Origin of the sequence: Chamaesiphon sp. VAR_48_metabat_135_sub (assembly GCF_031418915.1) — a bacterium.
Taxonomy (GTDB): Bacteria; Cyanobacteriota; Cyanobacteriia; order Cyanobacteriales; family Chamaesiphonaceae; genus Chamaesiphon.
Window position 1 is genome coordinate 44,265 of the sequence record NZ_JANOJV010000059.1, and the last position, 23,942, is coordinate 68,206.

Annotated in this window: 22 protein-coding genes and 1 pseudogene; 16 read left to right on the forward strand and 7 right to left on the reverse strand. The window is 45.5% G+C overall.

Translation table 11 applies throughout. The features are described from left to right. Positions 1 to 16: 16 nt before the first annotated feature. Positions 17 to 1,930 carry an excinuclease ABC subunit UvrC gene (gene uvrC / locus RMO55_RS04690; protein ID WP_396134171.1) on the reverse strand — a complete coding sequence of 638 codons (1,914 nt, stop codon included), beginning with the start codon at positions 1,928 to 1,930 and terminating at the stop codon, positions 17 to 19. A gap of 345 nt (positions 1,931 to 2,275) precedes the next feature. On the opposite strand from uvrC, the gene RMO55_RS04695 reads away from it, so the two are divergent. Next, the gene (locus RMO55_RS04695; RefSeq protein ID WP_310424278.1) at positions 2,276 to 4,522 is read left to right on the forward strand and encodes a polysaccharide biosynthesis tyrosine autokinase; all 2,247 of its coding nucleotides are present in this window, start codon (positions 2,276 to 2,278) and stop codon (positions 4,520 to 4,522) included. 153 nt (positions 4,523 to 4,675) lie between these two features. On the opposite strand, the gene RMO55_RS04700 is transcribed toward RMO55_RS04695, so the two are convergent. Continuing rightward, a complete protein-coding gene (locus RMO55_RS04700) occupies positions 4,676 to 6,106 on the reverse strand; it encodes a CHAT domain-containing protein (protein ID WP_310424282.1) in 1,431 nt (476 codons plus the stop codon). A 34-nt stretch (positions 6,107 to 6,140) separates the two neighbouring features. On the opposite strand from RMO55_RS04700, the gene RMO55_RS04705 reads away from it, so the two are divergent. From RMO55_RS04705 to RMO55_RS04750, 10 genes and pseudogenes are all read left to right on the forward strand, one after another. Next, positions 6,141 to 6,341: a hypothetical protein gene (locus tag RMO55_RS04705; protein WP_310424285.1), complete on the forward strand. Its 201-nt coding sequence runs from the start codon at positions 6,141 to 6,143 to the stop codon at positions 6,339 to 6,341. A 179-nt stretch (positions 6,342 to 6,520) separates the two neighbouring features. Further along, a complete protein-coding gene (locus RMO55_RS04710; protein WP_310424288.1) occupies positions 6,521 to 7,732 on the forward strand; it encodes a sigma-70 family RNA polymerase sigma factor in 1,212 nt (403 codons plus the stop codon). Beyond that, positions 7,729 to 8,886, forward strand: a complete 1,158-nt coding sequence (locus RMO55_RS04715) for a DUF1822 family protein (RefSeq protein WP_310424291.1) — start codon at positions 7,729 to 7,731, stop codon at positions 8,884 to 8,886. The genes RMO55_RS04710 and RMO55_RS04715 overlap by 4 nt, the downstream gene beginning before the upstream one ends. A gap of 263 nt (positions 8,887 to 9,149) precedes the next feature. Beyond that, on the forward strand, positions 9,150 to 11,516 hold the full coding sequence (locus RMO55_RS04720; RefSeq protein WP_310424294.1) for a CHASE2 domain-containing protein: 2,367 nt from the start codon (positions 9,150 to 9,152) through the stop codon (positions 11,514 to 11,516). 4 nt (positions 11,517 to 11,520) lie between these two features. Then, a complete protein-coding gene (locus RMO55_RS04725; RefSeq protein WP_310424297.1) occupies positions 11,521 to 12,285 on the forward strand; it encodes a DUF928 domain-containing protein in 765 nt (254 codons plus the stop codon). 108 nt (positions 12,286 to 12,393) lie between these two features. After that, positions 12,394 to 12,765: a hypothetical protein gene (locus RMO55_RS04730; RefSeq protein ID WP_310424300.1), complete on the forward strand. Its 372-nt coding sequence runs from the start codon at positions 12,394 to 12,396 to the stop codon at positions 12,763 to 12,765. A gap of 171 nt (positions 12,766 to 12,936) precedes the next feature. Next, positions 12,937 to 15,273, forward strand: a complete 2,337-nt coding sequence (locus tag RMO55_RS04735) for an ATP-dependent helicase (RefSeq protein ID WP_310424303.1) — start codon at positions 12,937 to 12,939, stop codon at positions 15,271 to 15,273. A gap of 47 nt (positions 15,274 to 15,320) precedes the next feature. Further along, the gene (locus tag RMO55_RS04740; RefSeq protein ID WP_310424306.1) at positions 15,321 to 15,896 is read left to right on the forward strand and encodes an REP-associated tyrosine transposase; all 576 of its coding nucleotides are present in this window, start codon (positions 15,321 to 15,323) and stop codon (positions 15,894 to 15,896) included. Between the two features lie 406 nt (positions 15,897 to 16,302). Beyond that, a pseudogene (locus tag RMO55_RS04745) lies at positions 16,303 to 16,461 on the forward strand (type II toxin-antitoxin system RelE/ParE family toxin); the annotation flags it as partial. A 43-nt stretch (positions 16,462 to 16,504) separates the two neighbouring features. Continuing rightward, positions 16,505 to 16,729, forward strand: coding sequence for a hypothetical protein (locus RMO55_RS04750; protein ID WP_310424309.1), 225 nt, complete (start codon positions 16,505 to 16,507; stop codon positions 16,727 to 16,729). A gap of 2 nt (positions 16,730 to 16,731) precedes the next feature. Here RMO55_RS04750 and RMO55_RS04755 read toward each other — a convergent pair whose 3' ends face one another. The 4 genes from RMO55_RS04755 to RMO55_RS04770 all read right to left on the reverse strand — a co-directional run bounded on the left by RMO55_RS04755 (position 16,732) and on the right by RMO55_RS04770 (position 18,890). Beyond that, the gene (locus RMO55_RS04755; protein ID WP_310424312.1) at positions 16,732 to 17,118 is read right to left on the reverse strand and encodes a type II toxin-antitoxin system VapC family toxin; all 387 of its coding nucleotides are present in this window, start codon (positions 17,116 to 17,118) and stop codon (positions 16,732 to 16,734) included. Further along, complete coding sequence (locus RMO55_RS04760) at positions 17,115 to 17,360, reverse strand: hypothetical protein (protein ID WP_310424315.1); 246 nt, start codon at positions 17,358 to 17,360, stop codon at positions 17,115 to 17,117. The genes RMO55_RS04755 and RMO55_RS04760 overlap by 4 nt, the downstream gene beginning before the upstream one ends. 289 nt (positions 17,361 to 17,649) lie before the next feature. Further along, positions 17,650 to 18,660, reverse strand: coding sequence for a tetratricopeptide repeat protein (locus RMO55_RS04765; RefSeq protein WP_310424319.1), 1,011 nt, complete (start codon positions 18,658 to 18,660; stop codon positions 17,650 to 17,652). Then, a complete protein-coding gene (locus tag RMO55_RS04770; protein WP_310424322.1) occupies positions 18,657 to 18,890 on the reverse strand; it encodes a hypothetical protein in 234 nt (77 codons plus the stop codon). Before RMO55_RS04770 ends, RMO55_RS04765 begins: the two co-directional genes overlap by 4 nt. Positions 18,891 to 18,979: 89 nt before the next feature. On the opposite strand from RMO55_RS04770, the gene RMO55_RS04775 reads away from it, so the two are divergent. From RMO55_RS04775 to pth, 4 genes are all read left to right on the forward strand, one after another. Then, positions 18,980 to 19,129, forward strand: a complete 150-nt coding sequence (locus RMO55_RS04775) for a hypothetical protein (protein WP_310424325.1) — start codon at positions 18,980 to 18,982, stop codon at positions 19,127 to 19,129. Positions 19,130 to 19,501: 372 nt separating this feature from the next. Then, the gene (locus tag RMO55_RS04780; RefSeq protein WP_310424328.1) at positions 19,502 to 19,765 is read left to right on the forward strand and encodes a hypothetical protein; all 264 of its coding nucleotides are present in this window, start codon (positions 19,502 to 19,504) and stop codon (positions 19,763 to 19,765) included. A gap of 147 nt (positions 19,766 to 19,912) precedes the next feature. Further along, positions 19,913 to 21,025 carry a DNA replication/repair protein RecF gene (gene recF, locus RMO55_RS04785; RefSeq protein WP_310424332.1) on the forward strand — a complete coding sequence of 371 codons (1,113 nt, stop codon included), beginning with the start codon at positions 19,913 to 19,915 and terminating at the stop codon, positions 21,023 to 21,025. A gap of 106 nt (positions 21,026 to 21,131) precedes the next feature. Beyond that, complete coding sequence (gene pth, locus RMO55_RS04790; RefSeq protein ID WP_310424335.1) at positions 21,132 to 21,746, forward strand: aminoacyl-tRNA hydrolase; 615 nt, start codon at positions 21,132 to 21,134, stop codon at positions 21,744 to 21,746. A gap of 155 nt (positions 21,747 to 21,901) precedes the next feature. Here pth and RMO55_RS04795 read toward each other — a convergent pair whose 3' ends face one another. Continuing rightward, a complete protein-coding gene (locus RMO55_RS04795) occupies positions 21,902 to 22,252 on the reverse strand; it encodes a hypothetical protein (RefSeq protein WP_310424337.1) in 351 nt (116 codons plus the stop codon). A 215-nt stretch (positions 22,253 to 22,467) separates the two neighbouring features. Between RMO55_RS04795 and RMO55_RS04800 the strand changes: the two genes are divergently transcribed. Next, a partial coding sequence (locus RMO55_RS04800; RefSeq protein ID WP_310424340.1) for a polyribonucleotide nucleotidyltransferase occupies positions 22,468 to 23,942 on the forward strand: 1,475 nt, incomplete at its 3' end.

A 23,942-nucleotide genomic window follows, 5' to 3' on the forward strand; every position in this document is an offset into this window, starting at 1 on the left:
ATTACTTATTACTTAATCAAGATGGATGGAAGTAACGATAAATTTCCGTAGCGACATGAGTGCCAATACCTGGAGCTTTGGCTAAGTCTTCGATACTAGCTGCACGGATATAATCGATCGAGTGAAAATGCGCTAGTAGTTGTTTCTGGCGATGGCTACCCAAACCAGGAATTTCATCTAAGTGGGAGCGGGTTTGTTTGACACTGCGTTGTTGGCGGTGGAAGGTAATCGCAAAGCGGTGAGACTCATCCCGCACTCGGCGCAGCAACTGTACGCCTGGTTGTTCGGCATCGGTAGGTAGTGGTAGACTTGCGCCAGGAAGGAAGATTTCTTCTCGTTGTTTGGCAAGGCTGAGGATGCACATTCGATCGGCTAAATTTAGCTCTTCAAGTACTTCCATGACAGCGGATAATTGACCTTTACCACCATCGATAAGTACCACGTCAGGGAAATTAGCATCCTCAGTATTGACACCACCTGCATACTTCCGAAATCTGCGTCTAGCAATTTCGGCATGACTGGCATAATCATCAGAATGTCCGATCGTAACTTCGGGATTTTGAATCTTATAATGACGGTAATGTTGTTTGGCGGGTAAACCGTCAATAAATACCACTTGGGAGGCTACCGCATTCGAGCCTTGGATGTGGGAAATATCGAAACCTTCAATTCGGCGCGGGAGTTCGGGTAAACCGAGAATTTCGACGAGATCTTCTAAGGACGCTAGATTCCGTTCTGACTGGCGTTGAAGGCGAGTTAGTTCGTGGATGGCGTTTTTTTCAACCATCTCGATCAGCGCGGCTTTAACTTGCCGCTGGGGGGTAATTAGCGTAACTTTTCGACCTTTTCGACCGCTTAAATAGCTCACCAAGATTTCGCCATCTGGTAAGGGATATTGCACCAGAATTTCCAGCGGGATTTCGACAGGATCGGCAGACTGATAATGTTCTTCTAATACTCGTTGGAGGATCGCACCAAGATCTTCGTGAGATGGCTCGACAACTTCGAGATCTTCAGATAGAGACTGCACCTCAGCCGTAAAGCCCAATCTACCGACTAATTTGCCAGCGCGAATTTGAAATAATTGGACACAGGCAGTTTGGAGATCGGCAGCTAGAGCGATCGCATCGCGCGAGATCGTATCATTGGATAGGGATACTTTTTGGTCGGCATTAAGAGCAGTTAGATTGTGGATGCGATCTCGAATTAATCCCGCTTGCTCGAATTCCAGATCTTCAGCAGCTCGATCCATTTGTGCTGTGAGAGTTTCAATTAATTCGCCAGTTCTCCCTTGAAAAATCATCGCCACTTTTTCGACAGTTTGGCGATAATCTACAGGCGTAATCAGACTTTGACAGACACCAGGACAACGACCGATATCATAATTTAGACAAGGACGATCCTTAAATAATGGTTGGGGGCGTTGTCGGAGTGGAAATGTCCGTTTAATCGTGTACAGGACATTCCTGAGTAGGTTAGCATCGGTATACGGCCCGTAATATTTATCCTTCCCTTTGCCCATGCGCCGATTGCGAGTCAATAAGATCCGAGGATAATCTTCCGACCAGGTAATCAGGATATAGGGATATTTTTTATCGTCCTTGAGCAGGACATTAAAATGGGGTTGATGCTGTTTGATCAGGTTAGCTTCTAGAGCTAGGGCTTCAGCTTCGCTGTCGGTGACGATAAACTCGATCTCCACTACCTGGCGCACCATCATCGCGATCCGAGGTGTATGGTGGCTACCCTCCCGAAAATAAGAACGGACGCGAGAACGGAGTTTTTTGGACTTGCCAATGTACAGGATGCGATCGCTAGCATCCCGCATAAAGTAGACTCCAGGTTCGGGGGGAATTTCTTGGAGTCGTCGTTCGAGATTTAGTGTCGAAGAAGTAGAAAGGTTGATGCTGCTGGGATTGAGTTGATTTATTTGTGACACGATCCCTCCGTAAACGAGTAAATGTCAGATGCTAGGCATCTAGATTGCCTACTTTCGATCGATTAACCCTATTCCCTCTGCTCTACCCCCCATTACCTCGCTTGGGATTTAATTCAAGTAAGTGCCAGATTGCAAATGTATAAAATACGTAGAACCGTACTTAGATCCTCACAGCGTTGGCGTAGCCTCTCAAAAAGGGGATCTAGTGTTGAATTCTAGAATCTATTAAGTTATTTCGCATACCTGAATTACGTTTAAATGCGGATACGATGAGCCAAAGTCGCAGTGTTAGAATGTGAGCAAGCAGACACATAGTCCCCCCCTATTTAAAGCATTATGGATGAAATTGCACAATATTGGCTAATACTCAAACGTCGTTGGTTACCCGCCGCTTTGGTTTTTGCCCTCACGACCGCATTAGCAGTAGTGTACACCTATAAGCAAACGGAAATCTTCCAAGCCAAAGGACAAGTAATCCTCAAAAAAACCAACAAAGCTAGTGCATTATTAAGTAGTGCAAGCAACGCAGTTGGGGGGGCGATGGGCGATTTAGAAGGCTTAACCGGAAGTACACCAGTTAATACTCAAGCAGAAATCCTCAAGTCGCTAACAACGATTAACGGCGTACTTGCAGAATTACGCGATGGTAAATACGCAACTAGACCAGAACGCAAACGACTAGAGAAATTTGTCAAGCAATCTGAAACCTTCGTACAGCAACTAAAAGTTAGCAGTATTAAAGGTACCGATATTCTAGAAGTTACATTCCAAGATCCCAGCAAGGAATTAACCAAAGATGTAGTTGAAAAAATCATGGAAGTTTATATCCGTGATGACCAGAAAAATCAACGTCGAGAAGCAGAAGCTGCACGGACATTTGTATCGAGAGAACTGCCAAAGATCGAAACTGAAGTAAAACAAGCTGAAAACGAACTACGCTTGTTTAAAGAGCAATATAATGTCGTCGATTTACCGACAGAATCTGTTAAAGCAGTCGAAACGATCACCACCCTCAATAAAGAAATCACTTCGGCTTCCGCTCAACTAGCCGCCGAAACCTCCAGACTAGAAGGGTTGAAGAATCTGTTTGGTGGTAAAGATGCTCAACAGACAATTCAATCTGGACTGGTGAGTGAATCACCTGGATTGCAAAAATCTCTCAAAGAGTTACAAGAAATTGAATCCAAATTAGCGATCGAAAAAACTCGATTTAGCGACAACGATCCCAGTATCCTGAACTTAAAAGAGAAGCGACAAGCTCTAGTTCAAATTCTCCAAACCCGCTTTAAACAAAGTTTGATTGGCGACAAAGCGTTCCAAGGTAAGGTAGTCGAACTACAACCATCAGGGATTCAAGGCAACCTCATTGCCGACTTTGCTAAAACAGAAGCTCAACGGACGAGCTTACAAAAACAAATTTCCGCACTGGTATATGTTGTTGATGCCTATAAAAAACGAATGAACGCGCTGCCAAAATTGGAACAACAGCAAAACGCGCTCGGACGCAGACTCGAAACAACTAGGACTAACTACAAGACCCTCTTGAGCAAACTCCAAGAAATCGAAATTGCCGAAAATCAAACCCTCGGTAACTCCAGAATTCAAACCCATGCTGAGTTACCCCAAGAACCGATCTCGCCCAAAAAAGCTCAGAATATTGCTATCGGTGGTTTCTTAGGTCTATTCCTAGGTGCAGCAACAGCCTTTCTCCTCGACAGTGCAGATAAACGGATCAAAACATCGGAAGAAGCACGCAGCTTGCTTCCTGGTTACCCTGTCTTGGGCCAAATTCCGGTATTCGAGCAACTGCGTAAATTGCCCAAACTCGGTCAAGGCAATACCAGAAACCCCGGTCAACTGGTGTTAACTGGAATGACCTCAGGGATGGCAGGTGAATCCTTCCGCATGTTGCAGACCAATCTCCAATTTTTGAATGCTGATGACAGTCTCAAAGTTGTGGTGGTTTCTAGTGCTCAGTCTGGAGAAGGGAAATCAACTGTTGCCGCCAACCTCGCATTAGCAGTAGCGGAATTGGGTAAAAAAGTCCTCTTGGTGGATGCAGACATGCGGAAACCTTCCCAGCATCTAATTTGGAGACAAGGTAACTATGAAGGTCTGAGTAATGTCCTCAGCGGACAGTCCGACCAGAAAGCGACAACTACAGAAGTCCAGCCAAATCTCTTTTTACTGACTGCTGGTGTCGTACCACCGAATCCAGTTGTATTGATCGACTCGGTTCAAATGAGCACTTTAATTGCTCAGTGGTCGCAGGATTACGATCTGGTAATTATTGATGCACCGCCACTGACTGTCGCTGCGGATGCGGCAATTTTAGGCACGCAAGCAGGTGGGTTATTATTTGTACTGCGTCCGGGTGTTGCTGACAAAGAATCGGTTGAATATGCCCAAGAAATTCTCACTCAGTCTAAACTCAAAGTACTGGGTATGGTGCTCAATGCCGTCGATCTCGATAAGCAAAGCCGTTATAATCACTACTACTACTCTTCTCAAACAGCCAGAATTGATGAAGGAGGTGTGGCTTCTAAATTATTAGCTGGAACTACAGCTAATCGCACCCGCTAGATTAGGGATTAGGGACTACTAAACAAATCAATCGATAAACGGGGTGTGGGGTTTCTCATGCCCCATATTCTATCAAGCTGAATGCCCAACAGCAAGTATTTCAGATCCCCTCTCCTTGCTCTCTTTCATATATTGATTGAGTGTGTACGATCTTCACCAAGGATTCCCGATCGTCGTAAATGCTGCCCAATAGTAAGGATGGGACAAGTCCCGTTTCAGCAACGGCTGTAACTCCGCTGGCAAACCGCCGCGCACGCGGCGGATGGCACTATTGCCCAGGGTCAAATTGCCTGTGAGCATCGCCACCTGGGTACTGCGTAGCGCATTAGATTTGATGGGTGCAGTTTTCAACTGCTGATAAAAATCCGACATTAGCACCAGTGTACCCACATCATCCACCGACCATAGACTCGCTAATACCGACTTTGCCCCCGACAGCACTGCCAACCCTGCAAACCCTAATTCGGCATTGGGAGTGCCCAATGCTGTGCGGCAAGCACTCAGCACCAACAACTGCACCGCAGGTTTGTCCAGTCGCAAATCGCGAACTCGATCTAATTGCAATCGTCGATCCCAAAACTGAATATAGGAATCCTTTACCGATTTGGCAGAAATATCTGCATGAGTAGCTAAATGTACGATTCCATAAGGAGTCTGAGATCGAGCCTGCTGAAATTGCTTTAATGTAAATGCCTCATTTAAAAATACTTTTCCCTGCCAAAATCCTCGCTGGGTAATTGTTGCTAATTCCAGGGGTACCGCAGGTAAATTTGCATTATCGGTAAACTTATCAGCACCCATGGCTAATACTTTTAGCCCCTTTAAAGTCGTCGATTCTCCAACGGAGAGGCTACGCCAACGAGTTTCTAATAAGTTAAATGCTGGAATAATTGCTAAGTTATAACGCTCGACCAAAAACCGTTGCCCGTCATGCAATGCTGCTAATGTTAATCCTCTTAAGCCCGTGCCCAAGCAAAACAAAATCGTATCGATTTTGTTGGCTTTCAACTCTGCGGCGATCGGCCCAATCAACCAGCGATCTAACTGTTGTGCTGGCGGTAAGTATTCAGCACTGGTCGTTTGAGGGTTGACTAGATTGAGGCGTAAGCTATTGGCAACTTCGGGCAATGTTGTAGCATTTGCCTCCTTGACTGTTTTGTGGATAGTCTCTCCTTTAGCAGTTACTAAAATTAGATGTAAGCCGTCTGGAGTGGGAATAGCATAAAGCAATGCCGAGTTAGACTTAGTATATTTATTAATATTAGCTAATTGTTGCTGAATTTCTGGTAATTCAAAATATTGAGATTTTAATTTGCCTTGATAATAAGTTTCATATTGATATTGCCAACCTAATTCCACTTGCCCGATCGCGTCAACGAAGTTGTTACTATCGAGAGATCGTTGCAACTTCTTGCTGTTTATTGGTTGTGGTTTGGGTATGACACTGAGGTATGGCACCCCAGTAGCTGCGCGATATGGAATGGTAATTGCAATAGAACTAGATCTCGGATAGTTAGAAATATTCAGCACAAGCCATAGACAGGCGATCGAAATTGACATCCAGACGAATTTTTTTTGCTTCATAAAAATCCTCAGGGTTTTCAAAGATATGGTGTAGATGACTCAGCTAATTATTAGCCTGGGGATTAAAGATGGTACCAAAAGTCTTGAAGCAAACAGATCGATCGAGACGGAAGGAGCGTTGAAACATCATCTGGCGATTGCCATAGCTGTCAAAGCCCGATCGTCAGTGGCTGTGAATTTTAGTAATTGGAACAAATATATTAATAGTCCGGACACCTTTTCGGAAAGAGGCTGAAACCCTGGATTTCTCGTTAGTCACCTTCCCATAAAACAAGGCTGAAACCCTCATTTTATCGTTGGCGATCTAAAACTGTCCGGAGTATTGATATATGGTCGATCGATAAAAATTACACTTGTCCCGATTACACCCCATATATACTAGTTATATACTATACTTCCTGTTCGTTTTAACTCATGCGTCAGCGCAAAGATTTAATCGAAATATTCTCCACGTTCCTGCAATTTGAAGACGATCGATCCCAGGGATGGGCGATCGATCCGCGCTTGAATCGAAGTATGACAAGATCTATTCAAGTAGAAGCCCGTGGTAGTGAAGATTTTTGGGCAATTTATTGGTTGCGGCAATACGCCCAAAAATCCGCTGCAACCGATCGGGCGTTACAACAGGAGATCGGACATCTGTCGGCTTATTTGCAGGAAACTTGTTTTTGGGCGGTAAATCGGGTGATGCCACGTGTGAGTTCAATTCAGATGAAGTTGTCGGATTGCTTTCAGGTGGCGATCGCCGATGTGCCCAAGCTATTAGCAGCCTTTGATGCCTCAAAACCGACGGGGTTGAAAACTTATGCTAATACTGTGTTTAGTAATTGTTTGCGGGATCATTTGCGGCAACGACGGGAGATTGATTTTTGTACTGATTGGGGATTGCTACAAAAAATCAGCCGCAAACGCTTGTTAGATGCCCTGACAGCGAATAATTTTGATAAAGTATCGTGCGATCGGTATTATGTGGCGTGGCAGGCTTTAACCAGTCATCATAGCTCTGAGAAGTCGCCCAAACTCCGCTCGATCGCTGTCCCCGAGGCCCAGACTTGGCAACTCATCGAACAGTCTTACAATCGAGATCGGAAAGAATTTCCGCATTTAACCGCCGCGACTGCCAAAGAACTGGAAAAATGCTTACTGGATGCGGCTAAAAAGGTGCGGAGCTATCTCTATCCCACTGTCAATTCTTTAAATGTCAAGAAGGGCGATGACACCGAAGCAGACTGGGAAAGCGATCTAGTCGGGAATGAAGCCGAGCCGATGGTGTATCTAGAAGAGCAGGAAACCAGAGCCGAACGCCAAACCCAACAGCAGCAAATGGTAGCGGTGTTACACGAGGCGATCGGCAAGCTCGATGAACCCGCAGCCCAGTTGTTGACACTTTATTATCGCGATCGAGCAACCCAGCAAAATATTGCCCAGCAACTAGAAATTCCCCAATATACCGTGTCGCGGAAGCTCTCCAGAGTTCGGGAAACCTTGCTCAAAGAGATCGTGGCTTGGGGACAAACCACATTGCATATTGAGCCGACTTCAGACGTGATTGCTGCTATCAGTCCTCTACTGGAAGAGTGGTTAGAATCGTTTTATAAACAAGCCAAGCACCCCGAAAAATCATGACACTCGAACTCATCCCGATTACCCAACTTGCCCTACCCATTCCGACACCAATGAGCGATCGAGCTTGGCAACAAGCACAGGCTTATCGAACTATTGAATCACGGTGGAATTCTTACCTTAACCAAATTGCCAGCCAATCGATCGCCACAGACTTAGCGGCAGACTTCCCCCAGATCCAGATCTCGCTAGATTCAGATACTTGGCAATTTGTCAATGGTAGCGTGTTGGAATTGAATGGAAAACGGCTCGTTCTGTTGCCATCCAAAGCGATCGATCGGAGCGAATTAGTTATCCCTCAAGAATGGGTCGATATTCCCGCCTGGGCAGGGGATTACTTCCTGGGGATACAAATTGACCCCGATACCGAAATGCTACATTGCTGGGGCTATACGACCCATCAGATGATGAAATCGAAAGCCAGGTATGATGCCCGCGATCGCACTTACCATCTCGATGCCCATCATTTAATTGCCGATGTATCCGGTTTGTCGGTTGTTCAGCAGCTCAACCCCAACGAAGTTACTCAAACGGCAATTGCACCGCTTAATATTGTGGCGGTAACTCAAGCAGAGAATCTACTCCAACGATTAGCGACAGTCCCCAATCCCCGCTTAGAAATCCCGTTTGAATTGTGGGGTGCCTTGGTAAGTGATCGCCATTGGCGACAACGATTAGTTGCATTACGTCAAAGCCAAACATCTCCACAAACCGACTTAACCACTCGTCTGGGCGGTTGGCTTCAAAACGCTGTTAGTACTGGTTGGCAAGCCGTAGAAGACTTCCTGGGCGAGGATGCCGAATTAGGCTTGGCATTTCGCCAAACGACAACGCCAACTTCCACCATCCGCCGAGTCAAAGCGTTGCAATTACCCGAAGCTGGCGTGTCGTTATTGCTCCTAGTGTCAGTGGCACCAGCAGCAGACGAACGCTTGGGCATTGAGATCCAACTAAGATCGATCGACAATACCGAAATTCTCCCCGCAAACTTAACCTTAACCCTACTTGCTAGCGATAATGAAGTGATAAAATCTGTTGTCACGCGCGATCGAGATAATGCCATTCAGTTACCACGATTTCGGTTAAACTCCGGCACAGAATTTCAGATTCAAGTGCAATTAGACGCAACAACTGTGAACGAATCTTTTCTGGTGTGAATATCAGAATTCAAAGCTATTCGATCGTCAATCGGATGCTGTAGTGCTAATGTTCGATCGCCTTCAATCGTTATTGGAGGGGTTGGGCGGGTTTGGTTGAGGTTGTTTTTGCAATTCGATTATTTTTAGCATAAAGCGGCGTTTTTATGCGGGGGGAACCCCCGCATAAAAAAACGACAAGACACCCGCCCCTACGAGAGATCGGAATGGTTGGAATGTGGAATTGCTGTTGAGATAGAGGGAACTTCTATTATTTTTTCGATATGGAACGTTTGCTGGTACTAAATTTGGGCAATGGCGATCTCCAGACAGGCTTGCCTAGTATCATCGCCCAACTATGGGAAGATACTACTGCACAACCGATGCAAATGGCGGGGAGCTTGCCTGCGGTGCCCGAATTAGCCCGATTGATGTCGCAGTGGCAAACTTTATATTTCGCGCTGTATGCCCATTTAGGTTGGCGGCGCAGTGCGCGGGATAGCTTTGAATTTGATGATCTCGCAGATGTTAGGCAGATTTCCCAGGCGGAATTTGAATCAGTTTGTCAGCAGTTACAAATATACCTGAATCAATGGTTGAATAGCGATGGGTTTGGGCAAATCCAGCGGCAGATTCGTACCTATCTTAGCCCAGACGATCGGATTAGAATTGCGATCGCCTCTAATGATGGCAGTTTATTACAATTACCGTGGCATTTGTGGCAACTCCTAGACGATTATCCCACAGCGGAAATTGCATTGAGTCCGGCTGAATATGCCCGTTCCCAGCCAGCCCCAGCTCGGATTAAACCAGCGCAGGTGAGCATCCTAGCGATTTTAGGGAACAGTCATGGCATCGATGTCGAGTACGACAGACAGATTTTGTCCCAACTTCCCCAAGCCGATATCCACTGGTTAATTGAGCCTAGTAGCGAACAATTACAAGCACAACTTTGGGAGCAAAAATGGGATCTGCTATTTTTTGCTGGGCATAGTTCCAGTCAGGGGCGGGGCTGTATCCAAATTAACGCTACCGAAACCTTAACGATCGATCGGCTCAAATATGGCTTGAAACGGGCGATCGCCAATGGACTCAAACTCGCCATCTTCAACTCCTGTGATGGTTTGGGGCTGGCGCGGGACTTAGCCGAGCTGCGGATTCCCCAAACGATCGTCATGCGTCAACCCGTACCCGATCGCGTGGCGCAGGAATTCCTCAAAACCTTTCTCCAGACTTTTTCAGCCGGACAATCGTTGTATTACTCCGTCAGGGAAGCTCGCGAAAAATTACAGCTACTAGAAAGTGACTTTCCCTGTGCAACTTGGCTTCCAGTCATCTGTCAAAACCCAGCCGAACCTGCGGCGGTGTGGGCTGATTGGTGTCAGCCTAAAATTCCCGCTCCAGCCATTGAGATCAATCGATCGGTGTCTGCTTTACCTCAGCGCAATTGGCGAAAATCTGTATCTCAATCGATTGTATCGATTGCTGTTGGTAGTGCGATCGCCACCGGAATCGCCCTGGCTGCAAAATCTCTCGGTTGGCTGCAACCATTAGAACTAGCAATTTACGATCGATCGATCCAAACCCGCCCGATCGAACCCACCGATCCCCGCTTATTAATTGTCACCCTCACTGACGAAGATGTCCGCGCTCAACGCCGTCAAACCGCCTCAGGATCGATCTCCGACTCATCATTAGACAAACTACTCCAAGTCTTAGTCACAGCTCAACCCAGCGCGATCGGCTTAGATATTTATCGAGATTTTGAGACGACATTACCAACGCTCAAATCCGAGCTAGCCGATAACGATCGACTATTTAGCATCTGCAAGCGTCCCGATGTTCAACATGACACTACTGGCGTAGCCCCAGCCCCCGAAGCTCCGCCCGAAGCCATTGGATTTAGCGATTTCGTCCAAGATTATGATGGTGCTGTGCGCCGACACCTCATCGCTATGGATTCCAAATCTACATCCCAATGTCGATCGGGAACCGCCTTGAGCAGCCTATTAGCCATGCGTTATTTAGCCGATCGAGATATTCCGATCCAATTTAGCCAAAATAGTTTACAAGTGGGCAAACAATCGCTCGCCCCCCTCGCCGAAAATGCCGGAGGTTATGCCGCCCAGGATGCGCAGGGGCTGCAAGTGATGCTCAATTATCGTCGTACCGCCCAAGGCATCGCCCAAACCGTCACACTACAACAAGCTCTCTCAGGGCAATTGCCCCCAGATACAATTAAAGACCGGATTATCCTGATTGGTTCAATTAATCCCAGTAGTAACGATTTTTGGGCCACCCCATTTGGTTCCGGTTTTCCGCAAAAACAGCCTGGTGTCTTCATCCATGCCCAGATGGTGAGCCAAATTCTCAGTGCAGTCCAAGACAATCGCCCCTTATTGTATCCAGTTACATTTCCCCACCTCATTATCTTCTCGATCGGTAGTGCCATCATTGGCGGCGCGATCGCCTCTATCCGCACGAGATCTGGTCAGTGGCTCCTGCTGGGGGGATCGATCGCCATAATTTACGGCACTGCTTGGCTCTGTTTAAATCATGGATTGTGGCTCCCAATGGGAATGCCCATTCTATCCTTAGCTGCGTCATCCCTATTGGTATCCGCCTCCCGTTCGATCCCAAATCCAGCTTAAAACTATGAAAACTGCCCATCCACTCCACCAAATCACTCAAAACTTGCGTCTAGTCACCATCTTTTTCCTATCGGCGATCGTCACCATCACATCTCCCACCCTCGCCAACCCCCCTACTCCCCCCCAACCAAGCCTCAAAATCCGCTGGAAACCACCCATCCCACCCAGCTCACTCGGCATCCCAGGAAATCGCGCTCAAGGTGGCGGCACACGCGGTTGTCAACCCTATCGTGGCATCACCGCATTAGTGCCAAAATTGCCTGGGCAAATTTTCTGGGGACAAACGATCGACGATCGCCCCACAGTCTGGCTGAATACACCCCAAGGATTGGAGCGGGATTTACTGATGGAGATTGCCGTGCGCGAACAAAATGGCAAGCTGCTCGCCAAACAGTCATCCACAACCAAGCGTAAAATATCATCGGGCACGATCGGCATCTTATTTCCGCCCACAGCAGTACTGAAAATCGATCGTACCTATCATTGGACAGTAGCTTTCTACTGTGATACCGATGAGCGAGTCGATCGTCCTTTCCTCGTCCAAGCACAAATTGGGCGGATTGCCCCACCCACAGCCCTCACCACTGCTAAATCCGACTTGGAGAGTATCCAAATCCTGGCCGAAAACGGCATTTGGTACGACGCACTCACTCAAATAGGTGATCGGTTTCGCAAAACCAAAGATCGAAAGACAGCCACTGTTTGGGCGGCATTACTAAAATCGGCTGGCATTAATGGCAGCGATCGAATTCAGGATTGTTGTCAGTAGTAGAAAGAAAGAAAATCTTCAATCGCCACTACCCCTGCATAAACCAAAAATTCCTGACGTGTATCTGCTCACAAGCAAAAACACTCATACACAACAGGAAACAAAATCATGAACTTTCTAAACTCGATTACAACTCTCGGTTTGGCTGTGGCTAGTGCGGCGACGATGATTGCTACTCAGATTGCCCCAACAGTCGCTCAAACGCCTCAGACTCGCACCATCACATTTTTCAATCAAGGTGGCTACACTGCCCGCTATTTCATCACCGCACCTGGAATAAAAACCTTTGATAGCCAAACAATGCTCCTCGGTCAGAAAAAAACCGTGACCGTCCCTGCGTTTACCAATGTCACGGTGACAGGTCGCCGTGAAGACAATCGCCAGGTGATTTTTCAACGCTCCTTCCGTGTCGATAACTCTGTTTGCTTCAAGACCTTTGGTACTATCTTCAATCCCCAGGTTAATAATAGCTGCAATTAATGGATGATCCGATCGACGGGGAGGATGGGAGTTGATATTTTACAATCTAGTAGCGAAAATTAATAAGTAGGTACCTTAATAAAAAAGAGTGCTGGAGTCAGCACCCTTTTTTATTGCTACTGGAAAAAGTTTTAAAGAGAAAGAAAAGTCATCCTTTTAACCACCAAAGTTATGCCCACTTTGCCTGCTGCACCTCCAGATAATATTGCCAGCCGTCAAGCAGAAATCATCTCCAGATGGCGGCAAGGATTGCGTCTAGGGCAGCGGACTCTTGCAGATTGGCAATCTGGGCAACTGGCTGTATCAGCAGTGCCAGGAGCGGGAAAATCCCATAGTATGGCAGTAGCGGCAGCGATAACAATCGCCAGAGAGAAGTTGCATCAACGCCGCCAGTTGATAATTGTCACCCTGACTCGATCGGCAGCGGCGAATATTAAGGATAAAATTAAAAGTTGTCTCAAAGAATTGGGATTGCCTCCGATCGGCTATAGCGTTAATACCATCCACAGTTTGGCATTGAGTATTGCGACTAAGCATCCAGAATTATCAAAACTAGATTTAACAGATCGAACCTTGGTCATGCCATCTAGCAATCATAAACTGATTGAAGATACTATCCAAAGCTGGCTGAATCAGAACCCTGATAGTTATCGTTGTCTACTAGCAGGGGAGAGCTTCGACGGTGAGGAGACAGAACGATTGCGCCGTCAGTCAGTATTGCGGACGGAAATATTGCCCAGTCTGGCATTTACTGCTGTGCGGGAAGCTAAAAGTTCGGGCTTGTCGCCAGATGAGTTGTGGGCGATGGCGAGGTTGTATCCCGATCGATACGATATTTTGGGCATTTGTGCTGGACTCTATCAGGCTTATCAGGAGCTGCTAGAGAGCAAAAGCTACTCAGACTACGATGAGATGATTGCAGGGGCATTGCGGGTGATGTCAGACCCAACTGCCAGAAGATTGTGGCAGCAACAAGTTCATGCTGTATTTGAAGATGAAGCCCAAGATTCTAGTCCCCTACAGGAAAGATTACTCCGCCAATTGGCGGGTATTCCCGATCGATCCGAACTTCCGCCCAATCTGATTCGGGTTGGCGATCCCAATCAAGCGATTAATTCTACCTTTACCCCTGCCGATCCTCGGTATTTTCGCGATTTTTGTCAGGAGTGTAGCGAGATCGTCGATGCAGGTTCATCGTCGCGCCTGGAAAAAATGGAACAAGCCGGACGCAGTAACCAGATGATTATGGATGCTGCTAATTTCGTGCTGAATTGGGGGAATAAATGGCTCCAACCACCAACACAAAGCTCGCCAGAGAACGATCTACAAAATACTGAATCTGTCTTCTGGCTGCAAACTATTCGTCCGGTATCAGCAGGAGATGCTCAACCAAATCCCATTGCTCAAGATGGCGGGTTAGAGTTGCATCTGCCGATTGATGTGTATGAATCTGTCCGATCGATCGAGCAGCGACTAACAACTCTATTCAAGGCAAATCCAACAGCAAATGCATCAATTTTAGTACGGGAAAATCGACAGGCAAGATTTATTTTCGATCGGTTAGCAGATTGGAAGAGATTGCATCCCGAAATTAAACTCTACGAAGCAGGTGAAGGCGATCGAACCTCAAAGATTCCTGGGGAAATACTGACACTATTTCAGTTTATTATTCGACCGCATTCTTCAGAGTACCTCAAATCTGCACTCAAAGTTTTATTAGAACGTAAATTAATTGCCGCTCAAGATCTGGATGCTCTAGCCATATTTCCCGAACGGTTTCTCTATCCCAGCATTTTAGAAACTCCTCAAACTCCCACCGTAGAAAGAGCGCGAGAAATCTGTTGCGAGTTACTGCGATCGAGACTGACATTACCCCATTATCAACTGATTAGTTATTTGGGCGATCGATTAAATTATCAATCTTCCGAACTGGCAACGGCTGATAAGTTAACCGATAGAATTGCTTTGCAAACATATGGACGTGGCTCAATCTATACGGCGATCGAAGTTCTCCAGGAAATCGTCAGGACTGAAGGCTTTGAAAACATCGATGATGGCTCGGAATCTCGCTATACAGCCTCGGGACAAGTGACGATTATTACCATGCACAAGGCAAAGGGTTTAGACTGGGATTATGTATTTATTCCATTTTTGAGCGATAAAATACCTGGACAATTATGGACTCCACAAGGTGCTAAATTCTTAGGTGATTTTACATTAGCAGAAGTCGCTCGTGCCAAAATTCGCGCTCATTTACATCAACAATCTTTACCTACGCCCAAAGATGCCTGGAATTTAGCTAATTATCTCAAACAAGGTGAAGATCTGCGATTATTATATGTGGCAATTACCAGGGCTAAGAAATTATTATGGTTAGCAGCAGAAAAAGAAGCACCATTTTTATGGAATCGATTTAATTGGCAGCAGGGAGACAGATTGCAAGAGAGTAAACCATCACCATTATTTACTGCTCTATGCAAACAATTTCCTCAGTTAGTTAAGAGGTGAAATGAAATTCAGAAATCTAATTAATATATTTATGCTGATATTTAAATATGCCAGAATATCGTCGTGCTAATATTCCTGGGAGTAGTGTATTTCTCACGCTGACTACTTACAACCGAATAAAGCTATTTTCAGTACCAGAAAACATCGATAAATTAAGACAAGCTTGCGGCGTAGTTGTAGCGGAGAAGCCGTTTACGATTGATGGCGCAGTTATCCTGCCCGAACATATTCACTTCTTGTGGACTTTAGCACCTGGAGATCGCGATTATTCGTATCGAGTGGGACGGATGAAGGTGTTATTTACTCGTGCTTTACGCGGGGCAAATAATCTACCTGATGATGTATGTGAATCGCGGCGGAAACATCGGAAAAGTGATGTTTGGCAGCGGCGATTTTATGAGCATACGATTCGGGATGAGTTCGATTTTCGGAAGCATTTAGATTATTTACATTTCAATCCGGTTAAGCATGGGTTGGTAAAGTGTGTGCATGATTGGGAGTATTCGAGTTTTCATCGTGGAGTAGAACGCGGTGAGTATTATTTCGGTTGGGGTTGTCAGTGTAATGGTAATATTTTCACACCAGCGGTAACAAGTTTGGCAAATTTAGAGATGGGTGAATAGCCTAAATTATCCCGTAGGGTAGGCAGTGCCCACAGACCATTTTCGACTTAGTAATTAATATAAATATTTTAGTTTAGTTAACGTCAGTTCTGGTTAAGGATTACCGATCGATCGCTTTCTGCTCCGCTCTTTACCCGCCTGGGGATTAATCCCCAGGCTAATAGCTCGAGTCTGTTAAAACAGACTAACAAGAATCTATCAGTCTGTTTTAACAGACTTGAACTATTTTTAGTAGCGGGTGGTAATGGAACGAAGCCAGAAGTCATTGCGCGGAGATCCTTAACCCGAACTGACGTTTAGTTAGTATCGATCGATCGGTGTAGAGATTGTTCGATCGAATCAAACCGTTCAAGTTCTGATTGCTTCGGCTGTATATGGTCTGTGGGCACTGCCCACCCTACATTTCTGTGAAGCAGTTGGGGAAGGTATTAGTGAGTTACGGATGTTTTTTGGCCCAGGCTACAGGGTTTATTTTGGCGAAAGCGGTAATGATATTGTCATTCTGCTCCGTGGTGGGGACAAAGATAGCCAAGATAAGGATATTCAACAGGCAAAAATATACTAGCAGGAGTATTTAATCGATGAGGAAGTATAGAACTATAGGGGAAGTGGAAGAAGAATATCTTCGCAATCATCCTGATGAGATTGATGATTACATTACCATTTTGTTTGATGAATATGCTGAAAGTGGCGATACACAGGCACTTTTATCATCTTTGAGATCGATCGGGCGTGTCAATGGCACGATCGATCTGACAGCAGACACAGAACTCAGCGATCGAGAAAATCTCCAATTTGACAGTATGAATGCGATCGATAAAGAAAAGCATTAAAATCACCAAATTCTCTCGATCGAGTAAGCATCAAAGGCTTTATCTATACTGGCAATCGGTATTTTTTCATTCATAGCTTGAGCAATAATTAATCGATCGAAAGGATCTCGATGATGAAGTGGTAGGAGATCGAGCATATAAATATGCGATAACTCAATCTGCATAATTTTAATCTGATTTTCGCTAACTTGTGTCGCGATAATATCTGGCAAAGGTCGAGGCAGACTTAACTTACCTAACGAAACCTTAATCTGAATTTCCCAAATACTTGCCAAACTAACCCATAGTTCATTATCTACATCAAAGATAATATTTTGGACGCGATCAGAAATATTGGATACATCATTTGCCCACCAAATTAATACCTGTGTATCCAGAATGATTTTCAATCTTCTACTCCCAACCAAAAAGCATTGGGTAGTGGCTCGTTAAAATCGTCACTCATCACAATTTTACCCTGTTCTAAATTGGGTGTGCGTTGGCGTGTTGTGGTTGCGTTGGCGTAGCCTCCGCTGTGCGGAATCGATCTGGGATGTTGACGTTTAATAGATTTAACAAACTTTAGCACTTCAGACAATAGTTCTTCTGATGTTGATTCTAGTTCGCTGACGATTAGCTCTTTAGTATTCACGTTGGTCTAACCTCTCTGCACGAGAATCGTTTGGCTAAATACTGCTACTTTCTAGTATAGATCGCTATCGTCAGATCGGGCGTGTCAATGGCACGATCGATCTGACAGCAATCGCGGAACTCAGCCATCAAGATAATCTCCAATTTGGCAGTGTGAATGCGATCGTACAATCGATGGGCTATCGGCTCATGCCTCAAAAGTTACCACAACCAAATTCAGCTATACATTAGTGAGAAGTTTGGCAATATCTGCAAGGAAGCATTGTGATAAGAGCTTTCGTAATCTCTAGCTAAAAACCAGAATTATTACTAGTTTGTCGCCATTGTCTAATTTGTGCGATCGCATCCTGAGCGTATTGCTGTTTGCCCTGCTGTTGGTATAGTTGCAACGCTTGCTGCATATCCGAGATCGCACCTTTGAGATCGTTTGATTTAGCTTTAACTAGAGCTAGATTGTAGTAGGATTCAGCATACTTCGGGTTGAGAGCGATCGCTTGGGTTAGGTCAGCCAGTGCACCCTGAATATCGTTGAGCTTTTTATTTTTCAGAGCATCACGATTGATGTAGGATTCAGCATCCTTCGGGTTGAGAGCGATCGCTTGGTTATAGTCAGCCAGTGCGCCCTGAACATCGTTGAGCTTTTGATATTTCAGAACACCGCGATTGTTGTAGGCTTCAGCATCCTTCGGGTTGAGAGCGATCGCTTGGTTATAGTCAGCCAGTGCGCCTCGATTATCTCCTTTATTATACTTTTGCACTGCTGACGCAAAGTAATCATCTACCTTCAGTGCCGTATTTTGTGGGATCGGTGCTACCTGCCCACCTAGCTCGACACCCATATTACTTGCCACCGTAGCGAAGCGATTGACAGGAATACCAAGATTGAATCCGGTTTTGGCATCATTTTCATCGCGATCTCCTCTACCATGAATGGCGACTAGCTCACCATCGCTATTTAATACAGCACCACCACTCATGCCTGGGAGAGTACTATTACTGTAGACCAGAGAATAACCATTCTCCAGCACTTTATTACTATTAGCTGTAACCTTCCCTTCTCTGAATACAAATATCAACTCGTTTATGGCTTTACTCCCACCTGGAAATCCTGCCACATATAAGTCCATCCCTGACTTGATAACGTTGCAGTTTCCGAGTTTGGCGGTAGGATATTTAGTTGTCGATTTGAATTTGACAACGGCTAGATCGATACTACCAGGCGCGGAGCGAATCGAGCTGCTGATGACTTCGTAAGCTCGATCGTCTGGTGTAGTAATTTTATAGCTAACTTTATTCTTCACCACATGAGCGGCGGTGAGAACGGTATAGATGTCGCCTTGATGTTGGAGAATAACTCCGAACCATTAGGGATGAATCCATCTTTGTCTTTAGGTGCGGTGATTAAAACAGTAATTGCTGTGGCTGTATCCGCAATCTCAACCGAGGTTTTAGCAGATGCGATCGATTGTACCAGGGGAATTGTAGCTGCGATGCCGATTAGTCCTACCCACAACGAGATTCTAGATGACATAATTGTGTATTGATTTGGTTATGCTATCCCGATTCATCCGCACTAATCTGAGTCGCACTACTTTTTGTCTAGCTTGACTCCCATTTCACTTGCCACAGCCACAAATCGATCGGAATACCGAGATTAAAGTCAATTTTGTTGCCATTTTCATCTCGATCTCCCTGAATGATAGAGCAACCATTCTCAAATATTTTATTGCTATGGGCGATGACAGATCCGTGCGCGAACCCAAATGTTGACTGGTTTATCGCTCTGCTTGTGCCTGGAAATCCTGCGAAGGAATAAAGATTTAATAATATCCAAATCTGCACTCGTCGCAACCATCAGTAGGGGCAATTCATGAAGCGGCGTTTTTATTCGGGGGTTCCCCCCGAAAAAAAAAACGACAAGACAGCGGCTCGCGCTCCTCGGCTTTGCCGAGGGTTTAGCGAGACAAGACATTGCCCCTACCATAAATTTCAGGTGTTGCCTAAAAAGTAAATCATACCCAGATTCAGCAACGCCGATTTTCGTTCCCAAAGGCTCTGCCAACGAATCGATCGGTTAAAATATAAATACCCCACCAGTAACAAAACTCAGCGGGGATAGACAGTTAAATATTCACAACCACCATGACTCAATCTCGCGAACCGAACGACCGCGATTTGTTTACCCGCATCGCTCAAATTGAGTACAGACTGACTAAAATCGAGAATACTCAAGAGCAACTAGAGCATACGATGATTCCTGGAGGCTACATTACCGAAGCATTCGAGAGCGTACATCGAGAAATCGATGAATTTAGACAGGATGTTAACAGTCGGTTAGACGAACAAAACCGGAAGATCGATCTCATCCTTCGACATGTTACTGGTATGGGTAACGATAATTCCTAACGATCGATCGCATTAATGACATCTAGCAATCGATCGTTGCTACCTGGTGACATCACCGAACGGCGGGTTTTAAATTAAATCATTGGCTTCGTTTTAGAAGGATAGGATGAACCCGCCCCGACAAATCCTAATTCTCCCGATCCACAAGTGTATTTGAATCGTCTCCATCTGCGTCATTTTCGGAATTATCGGGAACAGGAAATCATTTTTTCTGCACCCAAGACAATTTTACTTGGGGATAATGCTCAAGGCAAATCTAATCTATTAGAAGCGGTAGAATTATTATCAACACTCAAGAGTCATCGAGTTTCACGCGATCGAGATTTAGTCTTCGCAGGGGAAAATGAAGCTAGAATTACCGCTCAATTGACGCGCAAACATGGCTCGATCGATCTGGCTTTAACACTTAGGGATAAAGGTAGGCGGACAGCTACGGTAAATAGAGAAAATCTCAAGCGACAACTGGATTTTTTAGGAATATTAAATGCCGTAGAATTTTCAGCATTAGATCTAGATTTAGTGCGTGGTAATCCCGAAATTCGCAGACATTGGATCGACTCATTACTATTTCAAATTGAGCCAGTTTATGCACATATTCTACATGAATATCAACGAGTATTAAAACAACGCAATAGTTTACTCAAACAAGCAGAACATCGGACATTAGATCCAGCCGAACTAGAATCGTGGAATTATCAATTAATTCTGACTGGCACTAAAGTAATCCGCCGTCGGATGAGAATTATCGACAGACTCGCACCGATCGCTAAAACATGGCATACTAAAATTAGTAAACAGACCGAAGAATTGACAATCACTTACGCGCCAAATATAATTGCCATAGAAAATACACCCGAATCAATTTATCAGGCATTTGTCGATCGATTGCATCTCCGTCGCGTAGCTGAAGAAAGTTTGGGGAATACCCTGGTTGGTCCGCATCGGGATGAGATAGAATTGACCATTAATAATACTCCTGCGAAATCTTATGGTTCCCAAGGACAACAACGCACCCTAGTTTTAGCACTAAAATTAGCAGAGCTAGAACTGATCGAACAAATCGTCGGCGAACCACCATTATTACTCCTCGATGATGTTTTAGCCGAACTCGATCTCACTCGTCAAAATCAACTGCTGAGTGTCATTGAAGATCGCTTTCAAACGCTGATTACGACTACCCATTTAGGTGCATTCGATGCCAAATGGTTAGATTCATCCCAAATTTTACACGTTCGATCGGGTAAAATCATTCAAGCTTAACCTCTACCAGATCCCCGACTTCTTAGAGAAGTCGGGGATCTGTTCCCGCCGCGTAGAAGTTGGCTTCATTACTACTCTCTACTCCCTACTGCCTACCCCCTATTTTATGAGTGATGAATTGGTAATTCCACAGTTAATTGTCGGACTGGGAAATCCTGGAACTAAATATGCCCAGACTAGGCACAATGTGGGATTTGATGTACTAGATAATCTTGCTAAACGTTGGCAGATTAGTTTTAGCGACCGCAAGCAGTTTCAAGGTATTTATGGTGAGGGATTTGGGAGCAATAATGCTAAAATTAGACTACTGAAACCGCAAACTTTCATGAATCTATCCGGTCAGTCAGTTCGATCAACAATCGATTGGTTTAAGCTATCGCCAGAGTCAGTATTAGTCGTCTATGACGATCTCGATCTACCCCTAGGTAAAATTAGATTACGGTTGTCGGGTTCGGCAGGCGGACATAATGGGATGAAATCAATTATTTCCCATCTAGGAACGCAAAATTTCCCCAGAGTCAGAATTGGCATCGGCAAAAGTTCTGGGGAAAAAGATACTATTTCTCACGTACTCGGCAAATTTTCAGCAGTAGAAACGCCGATTGTCAATGAAGTAATTTATCTAGTTAATGACTCGATTGAGATGAGCCTAAAACAAGGTGTCGAAAAAGCGATGAGCCTGTACAACAGTAAATCGGTTCCCGTACCAGAGAGCGAGTAACTCACCAAATTATCTTGACGATCGATACAGCACTTTTTTTGTAGTATGCAGTACGTTGCTAGTGATAAAAGGGGGGAGCGGGGGTAAGATCGTACTTCACAATCTAGGAAAGTGCTGTAACCAAGATATTTATTAGCAGAAGTTAAGATCGATATCTATTTAGTTAAATGATCCACTGGCGAAACATTGGTGGATGGATCGGTATTGGTGAAAGTGGAGATACCTTGGGAAAAACGATCCGCACGATCGCGATTGTCTTTAACTGGACTAGAATTAGGCGATCCCGATCTGACACTTTTTGCTTGAAAAGACGGGTTAAGCTTGAGACTAGCAAGAACAGCCTCAACTGGTGGTGGCGAAATCTCATTTGGAATAGATACTTTTTTACTGAGATGACTGGTAGCAATCACCTTAGATTGAGGTTTAGCGAATACTGGGTAACTAGACCAGATTGAGAGGATAGATACGCAGATCGCGATCCATAGATGGTGGGGTAGATTTTGCATCGGGGGAAAATTTAAGACGAAGGGTTTATCTGTTAACTTACCCATTGCGACGACCGAAATTATAAATTGTTCTCGATCGATTTTGCAACAATAGCAGTAGCCTCTGAAGATATCCTATTAGCTGGCAACTCACCAAGAAATTCCCCACGTCAGCGACCAAGGATGCTAGGATCGCATACAGCAAGAGAAGAAGTGAAGAAAAAAAGGACAACCCAATGGCAGAGATAAATAAGTCAATATCCTTCGACGGTAGGGATATTCGGCTTAAAGTTGGTGTATACGCACCCCAAGCTGGTGGTAGCGTTTTGATTGAATCTGGCGACACCAGTGTATTAGTTACCGCAACTCGATCGAAAGGACGTGAAGGAATTGATTTCCTACCTTTACTTGTAGACTATGAAGAGAGAATCTACGCAGCCGGACGGATTCCAGGCGGATTCTTGCGACGAGAAGGCAGAGCACCAGAAAAAGTTACCTTGATTAGTCGATTGATCGATCGACCGATGCGTCCATTATTCCCTGAATGGTTACGCGATGATATCCAGATTGTGGCTACCACAATGTCTCTGGACGAATTAGTCCCCCCAGACGTACTAGCTGTAACTGGAGCGTCGATCGCGACATTACTCGCTGGACTCCCCTTCAATGGACCGATGGCGGCGGTACGAGTCGGTTTAGTTGGGGATGATTTTATTATCAATCCGACTTATCGCGAAATTTCAATTGGTGACTTGGATCTAGTCGTCGCTGGTACTCCCGACGGGATTATCATGGTCGAAGCTGGTGCCAATCAGTTACCCGAACAAGATATCATCGAAGCGATCGATTTCGGCTATGAAGCAGTCCTAGAGCTAATTACTGCCCAACGGGAATTACTCGCAGAACTGGGAATCTCGATCGTTCAAGCTGAGAAACCAGCGACAGATCCTACCCTGGAAAACTTCCTCCAAGAACGCACCACCGAAAGCATCAAAGTTATCCTCGGTAAATACGAACCCAAAGGCGTTCGCGATACCGAACTAGATGCGATCAAAGCGAAAGCAGTCGAAGAAATCGCCGCTCTCCCAGAAACAGATCCGATTAAAGTTGCCGCAGCTAGCGATAGCAAAGTTGTCAGCACCCTGTTCAAAAGCATCACCAAGAAAATGATGCGGCAACAGGTAATCGAAACCGGACGACGGGTAGACGGACGCGCACTCGACGAAGTTCGCCCCATCTCTTGCTTCGTCAGCGTGCTACCCAAGCGCGTTCACGGTACAGGTTTATTCAATCGTGGACTGACTCAAGTCCTCTCCACTTGTACCCTCGGTACTCCAGGCGATGCTCAGGATCTAGGCGACGATCTCAATCCAGAGAATACCAAACGGTATCTGCACCACTATAATTTCCCGCCTTACTCCGTCGGTGAAACTCGACCCATGCGTGCCCCAGGACGGCGCGAAATCGGTCATGGTGCCCTCGCAGAACGCGCTCTCCTACCCGTATTGCCAACTAAAGACGAGTTCCCATACGTACTGAGAATGGTCTCAGAGGTGCTATCTTCTAATGGCTCCACCTCAATGGGTTCCGTCTGTGGTTCGACACTCGCATTAATGGACGCTGGCGTACCAATTACTAAACCCGTTAGTGGTGCAGCGATGGGATTAATCAAAGAAGGCGACGAAGTGCGCGTCCTGACTGATATCCAAGG